This is a genomic window from Adhaeribacter terrigena (assembly GCF_016623615.1).
Classification (GTDB): domain Bacteria; phylum Bacteroidota; class Bacteroidia; order Cytophagales; family Hymenobacteraceae; genus Adhaeribacter_A; species Adhaeribacter_A terrigena.
The window spans coordinates 159,765-177,739 of sequence record NZ_JAEHFX010000002.1 but is presented as its reverse complement, the minus strand read 5'-3'; the positions used below and the strand labels follow the sequence as shown (position 1 = coordinate 177,739).

The 17,975-nt window shown below is 47.3% G+C and carries 16 protein-coding genes; 10 read left to right on the top strand and 6 right to left on the bottom strand.

Features of this window, described 5'->3' with window-relative positions; all coding sequences use genetic code 11:
- Positions 1-136 precede the first annotated feature (136 nt).
- Both I5M27_RS04825 and I5M27_RS04820 read left to right on the top strand, forming a co-directional pair.
- Complete coding sequence (locus tag I5M27_RS04825; protein WP_200505050.1) at positions 137-2,470, top strand: GSCFA domain-containing protein; 2,334 nt, start codon at positions 137-139, stop codon at positions 2,468-2,470.
- A 123-nt stretch (positions 2,471-2,593) separates the two neighbouring features.
- The gene (locus I5M27_RS04820) at positions 2,594-4,672 is read left to right on the top strand and encodes a thioredoxin domain-containing protein (protein ID WP_200505049.1); all 2,079 of its coding nucleotides are present in this window, start codon (positions 2,594-2,596) and stop codon (positions 4,670-4,672) included.
- On the opposite strand, the gene I5M27_RS04815 is transcribed toward I5M27_RS04820, so the two are convergent.
- Positions 4,638-5,183, bottom strand: a complete 546-nt coding sequence (locus tag I5M27_RS04815; RefSeq protein ID WP_200505048.1) for a GNAT family N-acetyltransferase — start codon at positions 5,181-5,183, stop codon at positions 4,638-4,640. The two genes, I5M27_RS04820 and I5M27_RS04815, sit on opposite strands and share 35 nt — an antisense overlap.
- Before the next feature lie 159 nt (positions 5,184-5,342).
- Here I5M27_RS04815 and I5M27_RS04810 point away from each other — a divergent pair, with 159 nt between their 5' ends.
- Positions 5,343-5,744 carry an STAS/SEC14 domain-containing protein gene (locus tag I5M27_RS04810; RefSeq protein ID WP_200505047.1) on the top strand — a complete coding sequence of 134 codons (402 nt, stop codon included), beginning with the start codon at positions 5,343-5,345 and terminating at the stop codon, positions 5,742-5,744.
- A gap of 111 nt (positions 5,745-5,855) precedes the next feature.
- Here I5M27_RS04810 and I5M27_RS04805 read toward each other — a convergent pair whose 3' ends face one another.
- Complete coding sequence (locus I5M27_RS04805) at positions 5,856-6,404, bottom strand: DUF4468 domain-containing protein (protein ID WP_200505046.1); 549 nt, start codon at positions 6,402-6,404, stop codon at positions 5,856-5,858.
- Positions 6,405-6,637: 233 nt separating this feature from the next.
- Here I5M27_RS04805 and priA point away from each other — a divergent pair, with 233 nt between their 5' ends.
- Positions 6,638-9,166 carry a replication restart helicase PriA gene (gene priA, locus I5M27_RS04800; RefSeq protein ID WP_262896439.1) on the top strand — a complete coding sequence of 843 codons (2,529 nt, stop codon included), beginning with the start codon at positions 6,638-6,640 and terminating at the stop codon, positions 9,164-9,166.
- A gap of 311 nt (positions 9,167-9,477) precedes the next feature.
- Here the strand turns inward: priA and I5M27_RS04795 are convergent, their stop codons facing one another.
- Positions 9,478-9,888 (bottom strand): hypothetical protein, encoded by a 411-nt coding sequence (locus I5M27_RS04795; RefSeq protein ID WP_200505045.1) that lies wholly within the window; start codon positions 9,886-9,888, stop codon positions 9,478-9,480.
- A gap of 263 nt (positions 9,889-10,151) precedes the next feature.
- On the opposite strand from I5M27_RS04795, the gene I5M27_RS04790 reads away from it, so the two are divergent.
- The 3 genes from I5M27_RS04790 to I5M27_RS04780 all read left to right on the top strand — a co-directional run bounded on the left by I5M27_RS04790 (position 10,152) and on the right by I5M27_RS04780 (position 12,448).
- Positions 10,152-11,378, top strand: coding sequence for an S-adenosylmethionine:tRNA ribosyltransferase-isomerase (locus I5M27_RS04790; RefSeq protein ID WP_200505044.1), 1,227 nt, complete (start codon positions 10,152-10,154; stop codon positions 11,376-11,378).
- A 124-nt stretch (positions 11,379-11,502) separates the two neighbouring features.
- The gene (locus I5M27_RS04785; RefSeq protein ID WP_200505043.1) at positions 11,503-11,835 is read left to right on the top strand and encodes a Rieske (2Fe-2S) protein; all 333 of its coding nucleotides are present in this window, start codon (positions 11,503-11,505) and stop codon (positions 11,833-11,835) included.
- Positions 11,836-11,956: 121 nt separating this feature from the next.
- Positions 11,957-12,448 carry a hypothetical protein gene (locus I5M27_RS04780; protein WP_200505042.1) on the top strand — a complete coding sequence of 164 codons (492 nt, stop codon included), beginning with the start codon at positions 11,957-11,959 and terminating at the stop codon, positions 12,446-12,448.
- Between the two features lie 283 nt (positions 12,449-12,731).
- On the opposite strand, the gene I5M27_RS04775 is transcribed toward I5M27_RS04780, so the two are convergent.
- Positions 12,732-13,049 carry a winged helix-turn-helix transcriptional regulator gene (locus I5M27_RS04775; protein ID WP_200505041.1) on the bottom strand — a complete coding sequence of 106 codons (318 nt, stop codon included), beginning with the start codon at positions 13,047-13,049 and terminating at the stop codon, positions 12,732-12,734.
- A gap of 183 nt (positions 13,050-13,232) precedes the next feature.
- Between I5M27_RS04775 and I5M27_RS04770 the strand changes: the two genes are divergently transcribed.
- Positions 13,233-14,180, top strand: a complete 948-nt coding sequence (locus tag I5M27_RS04770; protein WP_200505040.1) for a ClpXP adapter SpxH family protein — start codon at positions 13,233-13,235, stop codon at positions 14,178-14,180.
- Positions 14,181-14,348: 168 nt separating this feature from the next.
- On the opposite strand, the gene I5M27_RS04765 is transcribed toward I5M27_RS04770, so the two are convergent.
- A complete protein-coding gene (locus I5M27_RS04765) occupies positions 14,349-15,740 on the bottom strand; it encodes a M20/M25/M40 family metallo-hydrolase (protein WP_200505039.1) in 1,392 nt (463 codons plus the stop codon).
- A 289-nt stretch (positions 15,741-16,029) separates the two neighbouring features.
- On the opposite strand from I5M27_RS04765, the gene I5M27_RS04760 reads away from it, so the two are divergent.
- Together I5M27_RS04760 and I5M27_RS04755 are read left to right on the top strand one after the other, a co-directional pair.
- Positions 16,030-16,455, top strand: coding sequence for a hypothetical protein (locus I5M27_RS04760; protein ID WP_200505033.1), 426 nt, complete (start codon positions 16,030-16,032; stop codon positions 16,453-16,455).
- Positions 16,456-16,680: 225 nt separating this feature from the next.
- On the top strand, positions 16,681-17,196 hold the full coding sequence (locus tag I5M27_RS04755) for a hypothetical protein (RefSeq protein ID WP_200505031.1): 516 nt from the start codon (positions 16,681-16,683) through the stop codon (positions 17,194-17,196).
- Between the two features lie 2 nt (positions 17,197-17,198).
- Here I5M27_RS04755 and I5M27_RS04750 read toward each other — a convergent pair whose 3' ends face one another.
- Positions 17,199-17,957, bottom strand: coding sequence for a hypothetical protein (locus I5M27_RS04750; RefSeq protein ID WP_200505029.1), 759 nt, complete (start codon positions 17,955-17,957; stop codon positions 17,199-17,201).
- Positions 17,958-17,975: the final 18 nt, after the last annotated feature.

The following is a 17,975-nucleotide window of genomic DNA, read 5'->3' as shown; positions in this document are numbered from 1 at the left end:
TTAATAATTATAAGGAACGCCCTGTTTTCAAAAACAGGGCGTTTTTTGTTTTTCGCAGGCAACTTTAGAGCCTTTTTATCCGAAAGATTAAAAACAGATTTTATACTTTTACGCCCCGAAACCATACCGTTTGCGCATGAATTTTAGAACCGAATTGCACCCCAAGCCTGCCCCGTATCAATTGAACCTGACCTCGAAAGTCGTTACGGTAGGCTCCTGCTTTTCGGATGTAATTGGTGGCCAGCTGGAAAAATATAAGGTAGAAACCCTTACCAATCCGTTTGGCACCCTTTTCAATCCGCTTTCGGCCTGTAAACTGCTGCAGATCTGCGCCGGCGCCGATGTAGAACTGGCCGAATCTTTTGTAGAAAATAACGGCCGCTGGTTTTCCTACGATTTTCATTCTTCTTTCTCAGGCGCAACCGAGGAAGATCTGTACGAAAAGCTGGACGAAGCCATTGTAATAACCCGCCGGTTCCTGAAAAAAGCCGATGTGCTGGTGCTTACGCTGGGCACGGCCAACGTTTTCCGGCTGAACATTACCGGCGAAACCGTAGCCAACTGCCATAAACTGCCGGCCGCTAACTTTACCCGCGAAACGCTGCTGCCCGAAGAGATTATTACCGCCGTGGCCGAAACGCACAGTTTGCTGCGCCAGCTGAACCCCAACCTGAAACTGGTATTAACGGTGAGCCCGGTACGGCATTTAAAAGACACGCTGGAGCTGAACAGCGTAAGCAAAGCAGTGCTGCGGCTGGCTACGCATTTTTTAACGGAAAGCCTGCCCGATTGCGCCTATTTTCCGGCTTACGAATTGCTGATCGATGATCTGCGCGATTACCGTTTTTACCAGGAAGACCTGCTCCACCCTACCCCGCTGGCCGAAAAATACATCTGGGAGAAATTTACCGGGACTTACTTCGAGGAAGCTTTCCGGAGTTTTACGGCCGAATGGGATACCATTTTGCGCGGCATGGCGCACAAGCCTTTTCACCCGGAATCGGCGCAGCACCAGGCTTTTATTCAGAACATGCTGGAAAAACTGCGCACTTTGCAGGCAAACGTAAACGTTACCGGGGAACTTGCCTGGTTTGAAAGCCAGGTGATCGTTTTACCGGAACCGGAAGCAGAAACCGACGAAGAAGAAACGGAAGAAGCCGAAGTTGAAGAAGATACTATTCCCGGTTATTTCAACGAAGAAATCGCAGCGGAGGAAGCTTTGGTTGAAGCGGAAACGGATGAAGAAGAACTGGTGGTAGCAGACCTGCTTAACCCGGAAGTTACTGCGGAAAACCCGGAAACGCAGGAAATAACAGAAACGGCGGAAGCGCGGAAACGCAAGAAAAAACAGCGCCGCAAAAAGAAAAAATCCGGCCAGGCTACAGCTGAGACCTCGCTTTCAGAAGTGGCTACTGCGGCGCCATCAGAAACACCTGAACCGCTTGAACAGCCCTCCGAGCCGGCAGCGGAATTAGCCGAGATTTTAGCCGACCCCACGCACCCGATCGCGCATTACGGCGAAACGCTTTCCGAAGCACCGGTAAAAAAGCCGCTTTCAAAATCGGCGAAACGCCGCGAAAGCCGCCGCCGGAAAAAGAATTTAGAAGCGTTGCAGCAAGCCGGTTTCCCGCAAATGCCGGAAGAAGCCACTCCGCAGGAAGAAATGTTTGTGCAGGAAGAAACCATGATTGCCGCCGAAACCGGACAATTGCCGGACACGAGTTTTTCAAGCGAAAACGCTACCGTTTCAGAAGAAAGAGCTCCCGAAATACCACCTTTTGCAGCCGAAACTCCTGGTGCGCTTCCAGCTGCGAATATCCCTGACGAAAATGCAATTGCGGCCGAAGCCACATCTGCACCGCTGCCAAGCATGCCTGAAAAGCCGGTCCGCGGACGCGGGAAGAAAAAAGCCTTCCCGGAATTATTCGTGGCACCTTCGGCAGAAACCCAAGGCAGAGAAACGGTACCTGAAACAACATCAGAAGCGCCAGCTATTGAAAAAACCACGGAAAACCAGTCGGCTCTGGCGGAAATTCCTGCGGTAGAAAGCCCTGAAGCAACGGTAGCACCCAAGCCCGCGAAAGGCCGGGGCCGCAAGCCTAAAACGCCGGCTTTGTTTGCTGCCCAGGAAGAAACGCACGCAGTTCCGGAAACCATTGCGGTACCGTTTATGCCGGCTTCGGAACTGGAATTAACCGGGACCATCGCCGTTCCGTTTATGCCGGCTTCAGCTTTAGAACCAACTGAAAACCCGGAAAAAGCCAAGAAACCGGCCCCCAAACGCGCCCGCCCGGCGAAAGCAAAAGCTTCGGAAACCAAAGTGCCGGAAATGCCGGCCGAAAACGTGGCCAGCCCTCTGGAAACTTCGCCTGAAAAGCCCGCGAAAGCACCCAGGAAACCAGCAAGCCGTACCAAAAATCCTGCAGCGAAACCGGCTGGCCGCAAGAAAAAAACTTTGCCGAAAGCTTAGACTTGTAAAACCTTGAAAAACCTTACCGCCCCCTGGGTTGTGAGGTTTTTCGTTTTTAAAACGGTATCTTTTCCGACCAAAAAACTGCGCTTCCGTAAAACGTTTGTTTAAAATCTGATCTTCATGCCCGAAAACGCTAAAAAACCGAACCGCTTATCGCACGAATCGAGCCCGTACCTGTTGCAGCACGCTTATAACCCGGTAGATTGGTATCCCTGGGGTAGGGAAGCGCTGGAGAAGGCTAAAACCGAGGATAAACTCATCATTGTAAGCATTGGTTATGCGGCCTGCCACTGGTGCCACGTGATGGAGCACGAAAGCTTCGAAAACGAGCAGGTCGCTAAGGTGATGAATGAACGCTACGTGTGCATAAAAGTGGACCGCGAAGAACGCCCGGACGTGGATCAGATCTACATGGATGCACTGCAGGCCATGGGTTTGCAGGGCGGCTGGCCGCTGAACGTTTTTTTGAACCCGGAAGCCAAACCGTTTTATGGCGGCACGTATTTCCCGCCGCAGCAATGGGTTCAGGTGCTGGAAAACGTGGCCAATGCGTATTTCAAGGAACGGGAAAAATTAGACGCTTCGGCAGAGCAGTTTGTGGAGCATCTGAACGCGAACGAACTGGAAAAATACGGCCTGAAGTTTACGGAAGAAGATTCGTTTTCGGAAACGGAACTGGAACAGCTTTACCGGAATTTCAGCAAAAGATACGATAAAAAACGCGGCGGTATGGGCCAGGCGCCCAAGTTCCCGATGCCGGTGAACTACCAGTTTTTACTGCGTTACTATCAGCATTCAAAAAACGAGAAGGCGCTGGAGCAGCTCCATTTAACGCTCCGGGAAATGGCTTACGGCGGTATTTACGACCAGGCCGGCGGCGGTTTCGCACGTTACAGCACCGATGAAAACTGGCTGGTGCCGCACTTCGAAAAAATGCTTTACGACAACGGGCATCTGGTGAGTTTATATTCCGAAGCGTTTATGGTTACCAAAGAGCCGCTGTATAAACAGGTAGTTTACGAAACGATCAATTTTGTAGAGCGTGAATTAATGGGCCACGAAGGCGGTTTTTTCTCCAGTTTAGATGCCGACAGCGAAGGCGTGGAAGGGAAATTCTACGTGTTCACGAAAGAAGAACTGGTGCAGCTTTTAGGCGACGAGGAACCGCTTTTCTCTAAATACTACAACGTTACGGCTGCTGGCAACTGGGAACACGGCCAGAATATTCTGCACCGCAAAACCAGCGACGAAGCCTTTGCGCAAGAAAATGAACTGGAATTGGCAGTGGTGCAGGAACTGGTGCAGGATTGGAAACGAAAGATCCTGCAGGCCCGGTTGGAACGCGTGCGGCCGGGGCTGGACGACAAAATTCTGCTGGGCTGGAATGCCTTAATGCTGCGCGGCTTAACCGATGCTTACAAAGCTTTCGGAGAGCAAGAATTCCGGGATCTGGCCATAGTAAATGCCGAATTCCTGCTGCAGAACATGAAGCTCGGGCCGCAGCTGTACCGGAATTACAAACGCGGGAACGCCAGCATTCCGGCTTTCCTGGAGGATTATGCGCTTTTAATCAAAGCGTTGATCGGGGTTTACGAGATTTCTTTCGAAGAAAAATATTTGCTCGAAGCCCGGGCTTTAACCGATTATGTATTACAGCACTTTTCGGACGAAAAAGACTACCATTTTTACTATACCGACCAAAGTGCTGAAAAGCTGATCGCCAGAAAAAAAGAATTCTTCGATAACGTAATTCCGGCTTCTAACTCGGTAATGGCGCAAAACCTGTGGCAACTAGGCTTGTTTTTCTATGAACGGCCTTATACCGAACGTGCCGTAAACATGCTAAAAAAAGTGCAGGAACTGGTAGTGAAAGAACCATCATATGTAGCAAACTGGGCCTCTTTTTATTTACAGCAATTAAAACCTGCCGCCGAAATTGCTATTGCTGGTGCGGCAGCTGAAAAGCTGCGGGAAGAGATTAGCACTTATTTTCTGCCGAATGCCATTCTGGTGGGAAGCGATAAAACCGAAAGCGCTTTACCGCTGCTGGAAGGCCGCCTGGGTATGACGGATGAAACCCTGATCTTCGTTTGCTTTAATAAAACCTGCCAGATGCCAGTGAAAACGGTAGAGGAAGCGTTGGCTCAAATCAATTCTTCGGGGTCTAATGCTGCGAATGCTTTTCCCAGTCTTGCTTAAGCAGCGAATACAGGTACAAGTCCTGAAACCCGCCGTTCAGGAGTTCCGCCTGGCGCAAAATGCCTTCCCGGGTAAAACCTAAACGCTCGGGAATGGCCTGGCTCTTATGGTTGCCAATGCCACATTTAAGCTCGATCCGGTTTAACGCCAGCTCCGTGAAACCATAGCGGATGAGTTCGCGGCAAGCCTGCGTGATAATGCCTTTGCCCTGAAATGCTTCGCCGAGCCAATAACCGATGGCAGCAGTTTTATTCAGATGGTCGAAATGATATAAACCGATGTTGCCGGCAATTTCCCCTTCGTGGCGGATGAAGAAAGGAAGGGCCATTTTAGCGGCAATGCGCTGTTTTACGCCTTGCAAAAACTGCTCAAAATCTGCTTCGGTGTGGATATTATCTACCCACTGCAACCAGGTTTTGAGGTTCGTCCGGTTTTGTTCGATTAACCTGAACACCGGTGCAACGTGGTGGTCGGCAAGCGGTTCAAGCATAATGGTTTCGGAGATCTGCATAGGCTTAAGAGAACTTTCTGGAAGGTTTTATGAGCGAAAATTATACAATCTACGGGAGATTGGAATGGCAATACCGGTGATTCCAACTTAAACCCGGACTTTGCGTTCAATTTATTTCAAATTCTATAATATACCAATCTTTTCAAAAACATCTGCACCATGATCGAACTGAAAAATGTTTTTAACAAGGTTTTTCTCACAATCGAAACGGATCCGTTGAACCGGTGGGTGGAAGCAACCTGGTACGGTTACCCAACGGAAGATAATTTAAGAACCGGCGTAGCGGCTTATACCCAGGCTTTAGCCAATACCAATGCCAACCACATCCTGATCGATGCCCGCCAGGTGCTGGGTTCCTGGGAACATTCTATGAAATGGATGCTGGAAGATTGGGCTCCTTTAGCCGCTCAGATGGGTTTAGAGTATTATGCCTTGGTAGTAGCTCCGGAAACGTTTGCTGAAGATGCCGCTAACAATATGAAAGAGAACCTGTATTCTTTCCGGGCGAAAGTTTTCAATGACCTGAATAAAGCGAAGGTGTGGCTTAAAAGTCAGGGGTAGAGTTTTTTAGCAGGCGGTTGTTGTCGATCAGTTAGAAAGTTGGATCGGCGTGGTGGTCGGCGATGGGTTCAAGGGTAGTGGATTCGGAGAGTTGCATTAATAATATAATAATTACCAATCCTGAGACTTAGCAGGCATAGTATTATTCAGCGTCTTTTCAAGGTTCGTCATTAGGGTAATTAATTCAGCATCTATCTCTTCAAATTTATTACCTTTTTTGTCCTTATTTTTAGAATGCATTTTAGCATAATGCTGATCTAAATCATAAGTATAGTAGCTTACTTTACCATCAATATTTGTAAATTTTTCAGAAAAGACAATTTTATCAATTACATATTTATATCTACCATCTTTAAAAGCTAAGGATAGCTTAAAATTTAAAACTCTATCCGATAAAAGGCCTTTTCTATCTAAAAGTAGATTTCCGGTCGCAATAAGATTTTCTTTATTTGTATCCTCTAAAAATACTTGATTATCAGAAGATTTTAAATTTTGAGCCAGCCAAATCCTTGATTTATTATACAATTCATCTCTCTGAATATTGCTAACCTGTACAACATTTTCCATCCTAGCAGAACCACTCTCAAAATCATATTTCACTTGAGAGAAACAAATTGTGTTTATGCCAATAAAGATAATAAGTGTAAATATAATTCTCATGCTATTGGTATTAGGGAAATGATTATTTAGAATTAATATCTGTTTAGCTAAATATAAGAAATATATCAAAATTTCAAATATCTTTAATATAGTTAGATCGAACAAAGATTAAACTATAGTGTATCTTCAAACCTTAATCCATCCCTCAAAAACCACACAAGGAATTCTCCCCTCCTTTTCCGACCTTTGCATCGCGATTTGACTTTTAACCGCAAAACCCTAGCGTTTTTTCCTTGGATTCTCCGTTGCTTTTTTCCCCAGAAGAATTACCCGCCGACCGGCTCACGCTGTTCGTGGATGTGATTCTGCCCTTGCCATTGCCCAAGCTCTACACCTACCGCGTGCCGTACGAAATGAACGACCTGGTTTTTGTGGGTGGCCGGGTAATTGTGCAGTTCGGGGCGAAAAAAGTACTGAGCTGCATTGTAGCGGCTGTGCACGAAAAACCACCGGTTGGTTACCAGGCCAAATACGTGATGGAAGTGATCGACGAAACGCCGGTGGTAACGCCGCCGCAACTGCGTATTTTCAGCTGGATGGCCGAGTATTACATGTGTACGCTGGGCGAGGTGATTAATGCGGCCCTGCCTGCGGCCCTGAAATTAAGTTCGGAATCGCGCATTCAGCTACACCCGGCTTACCGCGACGAAACGAACGAATGGCCGCTTTCGCAGCAGGAAGAGACTATTTTATATGCCCTTTCCCAAAATCCAACGCTTACTTTTACTGAAGTCGGGAATTTATTGCAGACGAGCCATTTTCACCGGTACATCAAGTCGCTGCTGCTGAAGGAAATTATCATCATTTTCGAGGAAATTGCGGAGAAGTACAGTCCGAAAGTGGTAAAAAATGTGCGCCTGAACCAGGAACTCGTAAACGAGCCGGAAACGCTGGAAAAACTCTTCGACGAACTGGCTTCCAAACCGAAACAGGTGGATGTGCTGATGTATTACTTACAAAAAGCGCCGGTGCATCAGGACCCAAATCTGAACTTCAAAGGCCTCGATAAAAACCTGCTTACGTCTAACCCGCGGCTGTCGCTTTCGGCGATCAATTCTTTGCTAAAAAAAGGCGTACTGGAGCAGTTCGAGCAAATCATTTCCCGGTTCCCGATCGATGATTCGGTGAAGCAGATTTCGTATCCATTATCAGAATACCAGGAAAATGCGCGCAACCAGGTTTTGAGTTTTTTTGCTGAAAAGGATACCGTTTTACTTCACGGCATTACAGGGAGCGGCAAAACGGAAGTATACATCGACCTCATAAAAAATGCGCTGGAAGGTGGCGGACAGGTTTTGTATCTGCTGCCGGAAATTGCCTTAACAGCCCAGATCGTAACGCGATTAATGAAAGTTTTCGGCGACCGGCTCGGCGTGTATCATTCCAAGTTTTCGGATAATGAGCGCGTGGAAGTCTGGAACGGGGTTTTGAGCGGGCGGTTTCAGGTAGTGGTAGGCGTGCGTTCGGCTATTTTCCTGCCTTTCCACGACCTTTCGCTCATAATTGTAGACGAAGAACACGAATCGAGCTACAAGCAATACGACCCGTCGCCGCGCTACAATGCCCGCGAAGTGGCGTTGATGCTGGCCAATTTCCACGGTGCGAAAACCTTGCTGGGTTCTGCTACGCCTTCGGTGGAAAGTTTTTACAATGCGAAGAACGGCCGCTGGGGTTTGGTTACGATGAACAAGCGTTTCGGGGTAGCTGTTTTACCGGAAACCGAGCTGGTAGATACCAAAGCCGAACAGCAACGCAAGAACATGCACAGCCATTTTTCGGCCAAATTGCTGGAAGAAATTCAGGAACGGCTGAAGCGGAACGAGCAGGTTATCTTGTTTCAGAACCGCCGGGGCTACGCGCCATACATTAATTGCTCCGATTGCGCCTGGATCCCGAAATGCAAAAGTTGCGCCGTTAGCCTTTCCTACCATAAATTCAGCAATGAGTTGCGTTGCCATTACTGCGGTTTTCACGAACGGATGCCGTTTTCCTGCATGGCCTGCGGCTCTACCGACCTGAAAACGGTAGGCTTTGGCACCGAAAAAATCGAAGACGAACTAAAAATCTTGCTTCCGGAAGCCAACGTGCAACGCATGGACCTGGACACCACCAAAAACAAGAACGCTTTTCAGCAGATCATCTCCGATTTTGAAGCGAATCGAACGAATGTTTTGGTCGGCACGCAGATGGTTACCAAAGGCCTCGACTTTGAAAACGTAAGTCTGGTGGGAATCATCAATGCTGACAGCATCATCAATTATCCGGATTTTCGGGCGCATGAGCGGGCGTACAGCATGTTCGTGCAGGTTAGCGGGCGCGCCGGCAGAAAAGGCAAAAAAGGCAAAGTTATTATCCAGACCGGAAACGTGGCGCAGCCGATCTTTCAGAAAGTAATGGAAAACGATTACCAGGCGCTGTATGAACAAGAAATTACCGAACGGCAATTACATGGTTTTCCACCTTTTGTGCGCCTGATCAAAATTACGGTAAAGCACCTGGACGAAAAAAGCTGTGACGAAGGGGCTTTGCATCTGGCGGCGGAATTGAAGAATCGCCTGGCCGGCCCAATGGTTTTAGGGCCGGAAACGCCGTACATTTTCAAGATCCGGAATTATTTCCTGAATGAAATCCACATCAAGCTACCTCGCAGCCACGCTTCGGGCAGGGAAACCAAAAAGCAAATTGCGGAAGCCGTTTTCCAGATCAAACAGCAGAAAGAATTCAAAAATTTGCGCGTGGTAGTAGATGTAGATCCGGCTTAACGCCTGTTTCCGGAGTGAATCAATGTAGGAACTGACTCTCGGCAAGTTTTTTTGTCCCCCTTTGGAGGGGGTTGGGGGAGGATTTGTACATTATCTGATCAAATTATAAATTCGGATAATTCTCCTGTCCTCCCCCTACCCCCTCCAAAGGGGGACTTTTATCTTGCTTGACTTTTATTTTGCTTGGGAACTTCAATCAGTAATTAAGTTTGGGGAAATCCGCTTAATCTGTAATAAAAAAGAAAACCACTTCCCAGCTAAGCCGGAAGTGGTCCTCAATCAACTACTACACAATGAAAATTCTTTATACTCTAATTTGAGCCCGCAGGATATATCGGACCGTCGATTTCTACAAACTCTACCCGCGAATCGTTGCGGAAGGCATTGGCCTGGTTAGGCGTCAGCGGGGCGGCAAAGCCCTTGGTATCTTCAAAAAACGTAACGTCGAACTGAATGGCACCGGCAATGCTGGTAGCTAAATTCTGAACATCTGTTTCGGTATTTAAATTAGGCGTATTGCTGTAAAAAGCAATAATATAAGCGGTATCGGCAGTTTGCGTGGTGGAGGTTGCAACAATGCTGTGCGCCGGAACACCACCTTTTTTAGTTTCAGCCTGCGCGCCTGGTACCAGGCTGTCCATTTCAGATTTTTCACAAGAAAACAGGAAAACCGACATCACGACCACTACCCACACCTGCGAAATTTGGAAAATCTTTTTCATAAACTATTTATTTAATATTGCTAAAATGCTTTTTTAAAAATTGCACCGAAATTGCTTCGTTTTGCGATTTATAGTCCTTTAACGCCCCGTTGCGCCTTACGTTTATAAATTTAAGAAGAAGCTAATTGTACTTAAAGCCGCAAACTTTTACATAGCAAATAGTATATTTTAAAGTTTTTAGACAGAAAACGCTATGGTTTCGGGCGGAAAAACTGATTAATTGCCGAATAGGCCGTAATTTTGACGCTTTCAGAATCCAGAAAATGCCGCAACACCCCAAAGACCTGCAGATTGCCGATTTTGTGTACGAACTCCCCGATGAACGCATTGCCAAGTTCCCGCTGGCGCAGCGCGACCAATCGAAACTGCTTTCTTTTAAAGCCGGAAACATCACCGATCACATCTTTCAGGAGGTTGCGGATTTGTTGCCAGCCAACAGTTTGCTACTTTTCAACGATACTAAAGTGGTGCAGGCGCGCTTATTCTTTACTAGGGCAACCGGCAGCGTAGTGGAAGTTTTCTGCCTCGAACCGGTTTCACCTACCTCCGAAATTCAACAGGCCATGCAGCAAACCGGTAGTTGCGTATGGCGCTGTATGGTAGGCAATGCGAAGAAATGGAAAGAGCCCGTTTTGGAATTGCCGTTCCAGTACCAGGGGAAAAACGCTATTCTCAAAGCCGAAAAAACTGCCCAGGAAACCGGAAGCTACCTCGTACAATTTTCCTGGGAACCTGCAGAATTAACGTTTGCTGAAGTGTTGGCCGGCGCCGGAAATTTGCCGCTTCCCCCTTATTTCAAACGCGATGCGACCGAAGCCGACCAAAGCCGCTACCAGACCGTGTATGCGCGCCAGGAAGGCGCCGTAGCCGCTCCCACGGCCGGCCTGCACTTCACACCCAAGATTTTTGAAAAGCTCAAGGCAAAGGGCATTAAAACCGCTTACCTGACTTTGCACGTAGGCGCCGGTACCTTTAAACCGGTAAAAGCCGAAAAAATGGCTGACCACGACATGCACGCCGAACAGATCATTGTTTCGAAAACCTTGATTGAGCAGCTACTGGGCCATTTCCCGAATCCGGTTATTCCGGTGGGCACCACTTCCATGCGAACTCTTGAAAGTTTGTACTGGCTGGGCGTTAAGCTGCGGGAAAACCCGGATCTGAAAATTTCGAAGCTGGAAGTAAACCAATGGCAGCCTTATGAAGCCAAATCCGATTTTCCGGTTACGGAAGCCCTGCAAGCCATCCTGACTTTTTTAGCGCAAAACGATACCGATTTTTTGCCGGCTTCCACCCAAATAATCATTGCGCCGGGCTACGAATTCAAGATCTGCTCAGGTTTGATCACCAATTTCCACCAGCCGGGCAGCACGCTTTTATTGCTGGTTTCGGCGCTGGTGGGCGAAAACTGGAAAAAGATCTATGCCCACGCGCTTGCCAATAATTACCGCTTTCTGAGCTACGGCGATAGTTCGCTTTTAATGGCTTAATTCATTAAATTGTTGATTGCTGATTAATTTAATTAATTACGTTCTACGCACAATGCCAAATCAGAACTTATAACTATATAACTAAACTAACGCGAATTAGCCCCAACTCTTTAATCACTATAAAATGGAATGGATCAAGATCTACGATTCGGAGGAAGCGGCGAAAGAGGCTGTTCCGTTAACGAAGGCGAAACAATTGCAATTGAACGGTCTGAAAATTTGCCTGGCGCATACGCAGACCGGCTTTTATGCCGTGGCCGACGCTTGTCCGCATTTAGGTGAAAGTTTGAGCAAGGGCACGACCAATTACCTGAACGAAGTAGTTTGCCCGTGGCACAGTTACCGCTACCATTTAATTTCGGGCGCTGAATGCAAAAACCGGACGCGCGATGCGCAAACGTTTCCGGTAGAAAAACGGGCTGATGGCCTTTACATTGGCCTGCCGGAAAAACCATAAAAACGGTATGGTTTTACGTTAAAAAACGCTGAAGCAGCATAAAAATCCCTACTTTCGTAAATTGCTTCGGCGGGAAATTCATTTCCAAATTTTCAAATCTCCAAATTTTCAAATTATAGCAATGTCAGCAGCCAGCTTCGAATATTTACTGGAAAACGCTTTTGGTCCGGATCACGCGTTAACCAAAAAGATTATGCAGAAAAACCTGTACGAAAACTTTATTGCCGCCGAAGACAAACACCGCCTGCGCACCAGCCAGGATTTCGATGAAGAACTGGCCTTTGCCTTTGAACGCCTGCGCCTGGGCATTGGCGTGGCCCTGATCCAGGTTTTTGTGCGTTTATCCGAAAATCCGGAAAGCAAGCAGGTAGTAGATCTGCTTTTAAAAGCACTGGAAGCCAAATCGATCGAGGAAATAGACAAGATCATGCACGAGGGCGTAGCCGCTTTCGACAATTTATATACCGACGTTTTCGTAAACAAAGACCGCGAGGCTATTCTGGAGTTGTTCGAAAAAAACCTGGAAGCCGAAAATAAAGCGCAATTAAACGGCGTACTCCGCGATGGTCTGGCCCAACTCGACCATATTGATTGGGACCATGATAGTGAATAGGGTTTAATGATTTATGGTAATTTTCGTCCCCCTTTGGAGGGGGTTGGGGGAGGATTTTACGTATTTCTGTTTTTTTGAATGTGTGATATCCTCCCCTACCCCCTCCAAAGGGGGACTTTTCGCTTCCCTACGTAAAAATAATTCCCTTCATTTAATTGATTTTTCAAGCCCAAAACCCTACCGTTTTTGAGTTTGGGATTTGAGTAATTCCTGAAATAATAAAAATAAAAAAGCAGCCTGAAATGAATTCAGGCTGCTTTTTTTATGTTTAAGGCGGAGAATTCTATTCCGCAGAAAAATTTTCGAGTTGCTTAAAAACCGGTACCAGCATGAAGCCTTTTTCGGTGAGGTTGTATTCAATGTGCAGCGGCTTTTCTTTTATGATTGTTTTCTGCAACAAGCCGGCTTCTTCCAGTTCTTTTAAAGCTACCGCAACACTTTGCTTGTTGGAACCGGGCAACTGACGCAGCAAAGTATTGAAGCGAAGCGGTCCTTCCAGCGCCAGCCGGTAGATCTGCGGTTTCCATTTGCCAGCCAGCAGTTTCAGCAGGTTGGTGGCCGGGCAGCTTTCCGGCTCCGAAAAATCGTTCAGGGTGGTCATGTTTTTCTGACTAATTGACAAGCGTTCTTATTTGCCCGACCTTTGTATCAAATAAAATTCAGCAACTAAAAACCTCATAATGAGGCATTTTTAAACAATGCTACAATTTACTTCGAAGCAAAGAGGCAAGATATGCATAAAACCATTACGCTCATTTTTTTAAACCTTTTACTTACTACTTGTATGAACGCACAAACCAAGAATATCGACATAGAAAACCAAAGTAATAATCCAATGGCCTGCGATCCGGTTGCCGGCTTATGCGAAATACCCGGCGCTGCTGCGGCAGAGAACACGGTAACGGGAGCCGTAAAAACCCAGAAACCGGTGCGCCTCGTTTATTTTACCGACCCGATCTGTTCTTCGTGCTGGGGCATTGAGCCGGAATTGCGCAAACTGAAACTCGAGTACGGCGAATTCCTGGAAATTGAATACCACATGGGCGGCCTTTTAAAAGGCTGGGATTCTTATGGCGGCCGCGATGTTGCCAATCCGAAAGACGTAGCGCACCATTGGGACGAAGCCAGCGCGCACTACCAGGTTCCGATAGACGGCGACGTGTGGCTGGAAGATCCGTTGAGTTCGTCGTATCCGCCTTCCATTGCTTTTAAAGCGGCGCAGTTGCAGGACAAAGATAAAGCCGTGAATTTCCTGCGCCGCATGCGCGAAATGCTGTTCCTGGAAAAGAAGAACATCACCAAATGGGAACATCTGGAACGCGCCGCCTCGCAGGTGGGCCTCGACCCGATCCAGCTGTTAAGCGATTACAGCTCCAAAGCCAAGCAACTGTTTGAAGAAGATCTGGCGCTGGCCCGTCAGTTAGGCGTGCGCGGTTTCCCGACCATTTTCTTCTACGATCAGGATAATAACCGTACGTTGGTATATGGTTCCAAACCATACGGCAGCTACGAAAGCGTGGTGCAGAAACTGGTACCGAACAGCATTAAAAACCCAATTAATACCGATGGCGAAAACCTGTTCCGCTTATTCCCGACGCTGATGCTGAAAGAATTTGCCGTGCTCGGTAATTACTCCAAAGCTACCGCCGAAGCTAAATTGCAGGAACTGGAGAAAGCCGGTAAGATCGAGAAATTCAACAGTAAAAACGGCCCGATCTGGAAACGCAAATAATCTGCTTGGTATTAAACAAGCTGATAGTTTTTAAGCGGAAAAGCATAGCGTTTCAAACTTAAAAGTGTGTTACCCTGAGCGATATAGCCAAGGATGACAGACCAAATAAAAAATCCCGCACGAAAATATGAGGTTTCGGTGCGGGATTTTTTATTTGGTAAGTCTGGATTACAAACCGTATTCGGAAAGCAGGTACGTTAAGGCAGCCATGGAAGCGGCTCCCAAAGCCAGTTCGCGCTGGTTTATTTTATCAAAAGTATCGGAGGCGGCGTGATGTACTTCGAAATAGCGTTGCGAATCAGGTTCCAGGCCAATTAAAGCGGTTTCTTTGCTGTTTTTCCCCAGCGGATTAATGTCTACGCCACCGTAACCCGGGCCAATGTCGTGCAAACCGTAAGGCTCCAGTAAGAGTTTCCACTGCTGAATTGCTTTTACGTGTTTAGGCAGGCCGGAAATGCCAAAACCGCGCGGCGTAAAACCACCCGCATCCGATTCGATGGCAGCCACGTGATTTTCATTTTTATTTTTAGCTTCTTCGGCATATTTTAAACCGCCGCGCACGCCGTTCTCCTCGTTCATGAACATCACGGCTCTAATGGTACGTTTCGGCTTGATGTTCAACGCTTTCATGATCCGCAACACTTCGATGGCCTGCACGCAGCCGGCCCCGTCATCGTGAGAACCATCGCCTAAGTCCCAGCTGTCTAAATGGCCGCCTACTACAATTATTTCATCGGGATTTTCGGAGCCTTTAATTTCGCCGATCACGTTGTAAGATCTCGCATCGGGCAGGGTTTGCGGGTTTTGCTTTAAATAGAATTGCAGGCCGGGTTCGTCTTTTAAGCGGTGGCTTAGTAATTCTGCGCCGTTTGTACTGATAGAAGCAGCCGGAATTTTGGTGATTCCATCTTCGTAGCGCATGGCGCCGGTATGCGGAAAATCGTCTAAAGCCAGGTTCATGGAACGGACAATTACAGCCACGGCACCATATTTAGCCGCTTCAAAGGCACCTCTTCCCCGTTGGTCTACCGCGCCGCCGTAGGCGTGGAAAGCGTTAACGTGCGAAGGCTCCATGGGGCGGTTAAAGAAAATGATCTTCCCGGAAACCTTGTCTTTGCCCAGCTTTGCTACTTCTTCCAGGCTTTTCACTTCAATGATCTCGGCGGTAATGCCTTTTTTGCCGGTACCAATAGAGCCACCCAGCGCACAAACCGGCACTTCGACTTTTTTGCCCTTTTTCCCTACCATTTTACCAACTTCCTTTTCGCCCCGAACCCAGTGCGGCACCATTACTTCCTGCAGATAAACCCGGTCCAGGCCCATTTTATCCATTTCAGCTTTGGTATAATTCACGGCTTTTTCGGCTTCCGGCGAGCCGCTTAAACGCCCGCCGATCTCGTTGCTGAGGTAGCGGAGCTGTTCGTAGCCGGTGCGGTTACTGAGGGCTTCGTGGTAGATCTTCCGGATCAGAAGACTATCAGAAATAGTCTGGGCCGATGTTACAAAAGGGCTGAAAAAAAGTGCTGCCAGGCAGGCGGCTTTAAAGATCGCTTGTTTCATAAAAGTAAAAAAACAGGCAGTAAAGGTACTTATTTTAAGATTCTGCTTTATAGTTTTTCAGCCATACTTTTCCTGCCAGCAGCAGAATAAAAAGTTACTAGATCAAGGCAAGATCGGTAAACCCTTACCAACCAGTTTGCATTTAACCGCTTATTGCGGAGGAAATTATAAGAATAAAAACAACTTAATTGCATTAATCCAATACGTTTTTATTGTTAAGCCACCCGAAAAAAACAACGGCGTATAGAAACCCATATTCGCACACTTGTTACACCAAACTTATAAAGCTATGAAAAACTCTGTCTTAAGTACGTTCGCCATACTTTCCCTTTCCGCTTTTTCGCTTACCGGTTGTTTCGATTTAACGGCCAATGCCACCGATGCCGAAGCCTCTTTAAAAGAAACCGTATCTGATGCTACCAACAACGAAATTCTTGCCATGCCTTGCGGTTTCGACGACCGCGCTACGGTAGAAAAACATCAGAACCAGCCCGGACAGATCATGGCCTTGCCTAATGCCGCGGAACCGGAGGGCGTAATTTATTTAATTGCTATACCGGACCAGAACCGTCGTTTTTCGGCCTGCAACCTGCCGCAATCTTTGAAAAAAGACGGCATGAAAATTCAGTTCAGTGGCGAAGTAAAAGAGATCAAGCCGGAAGAACGCTGGTTAGCTACGCCGTATAAATTAAATTCGGTAAAGATCCTGCAGTAAAAAAATAAAGCATTTCAATTAAAAAACCGGCCGGAAAAATTTTCCGGCCGGTTTTTTAATACGCTTATCCCAGCGGTTTGCTTTGCGGTTCCGCTAAACTGATTTGTTAAAAACAGTACCACCTCCAAGTAGCTTGCCTGGAAACAATCCGGATTTTCCGGCCGGAAATTATCTGATATTGGTTGTTTTCCGTAAGGCTATATTACCGAAACTTAATGTTCTGTTATGAAACCGGAAGCCTTACTTTTTAAGCTGAAAACCCTACCGTTTTTCCTTTTGTTTTCCCTGTTTTTTGCAACGGCGCACGGCCAGGCAGTAGAAACCAACAAAGCCCGGAATTTGTGGTGGGCGTTTGGCGGCGGCGGCCTCAGTTCGCAGGGCGGTTCGGTGGGCTTTGGTTTATCGCACCAGTTCCGGCCGCATATAATAAGTGCGCGTTTCGTACGCAATTACGATTTCGATGGCGGCGGTACGCAAGCCTGGGATGCCGGCCTGCTTTATGGCCGCAGCTACAAAACCCGGAACGCGATGATCTCGGGTTCGGCCGGTGTAGGATACGTAGGACCGCCTTCCGAATTCGGTACGGTAGGTATTCCGCTGGAAAGCCAGATCTTCTGGACACCAACGCGTTATTTTGGCATCGGCGTTTACGCGTTCGGGAACCTGAATACGAAAGAACCTTTCGGAGGCGCACTTTTAGGCTTGCAGTTCGGCCGGCTTACTTCGCATTACAAATATTGAAATTACTTGTGCAAACCCAACTGGAAACCAACCGTTACGCGCGGCAATTCAGCAAAGTCGTACATATTCCTGCCGGTTTCATCCAGCACAGCATAACCACCAAACAGGTCGGATAAACGGTAAGAACCGTAGAAAACGTAGCGGTTAAAACCCACGCGCGCCAAAACGCCATAATTGAAATCTTCCACATATTTCAGGCCGGTTTCGCGCACTTTAATTTCTTTCACGCCGCTCAGCGGGCCGCTTAAACCGAACAGGTTATCGTCTTCGTAAATGTGGACTTTCACCGGCATCCAGTTTCCGTAAGCGCCCATATCCACAAAATTACCCACGTAATTGCCGCGTTTATCCCAGTTAAAGCGCTGGTAAACGCTTAAGCCGAAGTTGGTGAACTTGAATTTTTCTTCGTCGAAAAGAAAAGGCGTAGGCAGCGTTTTACTTGCTTTCTGTTTGATATAATACGTTACCGGGTTTACGGTTAAGTCGAAGCCGAGCGCGTACACATTGCCCACTTTATACTTGAAACGGTAACCGAAAAGCCATTCGTGCGAATCGCCGTATTTTACAGCGCTGCCTTTGTTTTCGGCCGGTCCGGCCACCAAACCGTAGCCCACATACATATGCCCGAAATATTTTTTATTCGGACCGAATTTTACTTCAACAGTATCTTTGGTAACGTCTTGGGCGAGCAAAACATTCTGGGCCGCAGCATTGGTAAAACAAGCAGCAAGTAACCCGAAAGACAGGAGATATTTTTTCATAAAAACAAGGTGAATCTG

What these genes read in the sequence shown, in the direction of transcription:
- I5M27_RS04820 (WP_200505049.1), top strand. Translation starts at nt 2,594, where the DNA reads ATGCCCGAAAACGCTAAAAAACCGAACCGCTTATCGCACGAATCGAGC.
- I5M27_RS04825 (WP_200505050.1), top strand. Translation starts at nt 137, where the DNA reads ATGAATTTTAGAACCGAATTGCACCCCAAGCCTGCCCCGTATCAATTG.
- I5M27_RS04755 (WP_200505031.1), top strand. Translation starts at nt 16,681, where the DNA reads ATGAAACCGGAAGCCTTACTTTTTAAGCTGAAAACCCTACCGTTTTTC.
- I5M27_RS04780 (WP_200505042.1), top strand. Translation starts at nt 11,957, where the DNA reads ATGTCAGCAGCCAGCTTCGAATATTTACTGGAAAACGCTTTTGGTCCG.
- I5M27_RS04815 (WP_200505048.1), bottom strand. Translation starts at nt 5,183, where the DNA reads ATGCAGATCTCCGAAACCATTATGCTTGAACCGCTTGCCGACCACCAC.
- I5M27_RS04750 (WP_200505029.1), bottom strand. Translation starts at nt 17,957, where the DNA reads ATGAAAAAATATCTCCTGTCTTTCGGGTTACTTGCTGCTTGTTTTACC.
- I5M27_RS04785 (WP_200505043.1), top strand. Translation starts at nt 11,503, where the DNA reads ATGGAATGGATCAAGATCTACGATTCGGAGGAAGCGGCGAAAGAGGCT.
- I5M27_RS04760 (WP_200505033.1), top strand. Translation starts at nt 16,030, where the DNA reads ATGAAAAACTCTGTCTTAAGTACGTTCGCCATACTTTCCCTTTCCGCT.
- I5M27_RS04765 (WP_200505039.1), bottom strand. Translation starts at nt 15,740, where the DNA reads ATGAAACAAGCGATCTTTAAAGCCGCCTGCCTGGCAGCACTTTTTTTC.
- I5M27_RS04795 (WP_200505045.1), bottom strand. Translation starts at nt 9,888, where the DNA reads ATGAAAAAGATTTTCCAAATTTCGCAGGTGTGGGTAGTGGTCGTGATG.
- I5M27_RS04790 (WP_200505044.1), top strand. Translation starts at nt 10,152, where the DNA reads ATGCCGCAACACCCCAAAGACCTGCAGATTGCCGATTTTGTGTACGAA.
- I5M27_RS04810 (WP_200505047.1), top strand. Translation starts at nt 5,343, where the DNA reads ATGATCGAACTGAAAAATGTTTTTAACAAGGTTTTTCTCACAATCGAA.
- I5M27_RS04805 (WP_200505046.1), bottom strand. Translation starts at nt 6,404, where the DNA reads ATGAGAATTATATTTACACTTATTATCTTTATTGGCATAAACACAATT.
- I5M27_RS04775 (WP_200505041.1), bottom strand. Translation starts at nt 13,049, where the DNA reads ATGACCACCCTGAACGATTTTTCGGAGCCGGAAAGCTGCCCGGCCACC.
- I5M27_RS04770 (WP_200505040.1), top strand. Translation starts at nt 13,233, where the DNA reads ATGAACGCACAAACCAAGAATATCGACATAGAAAACCAAAGTAATAAT.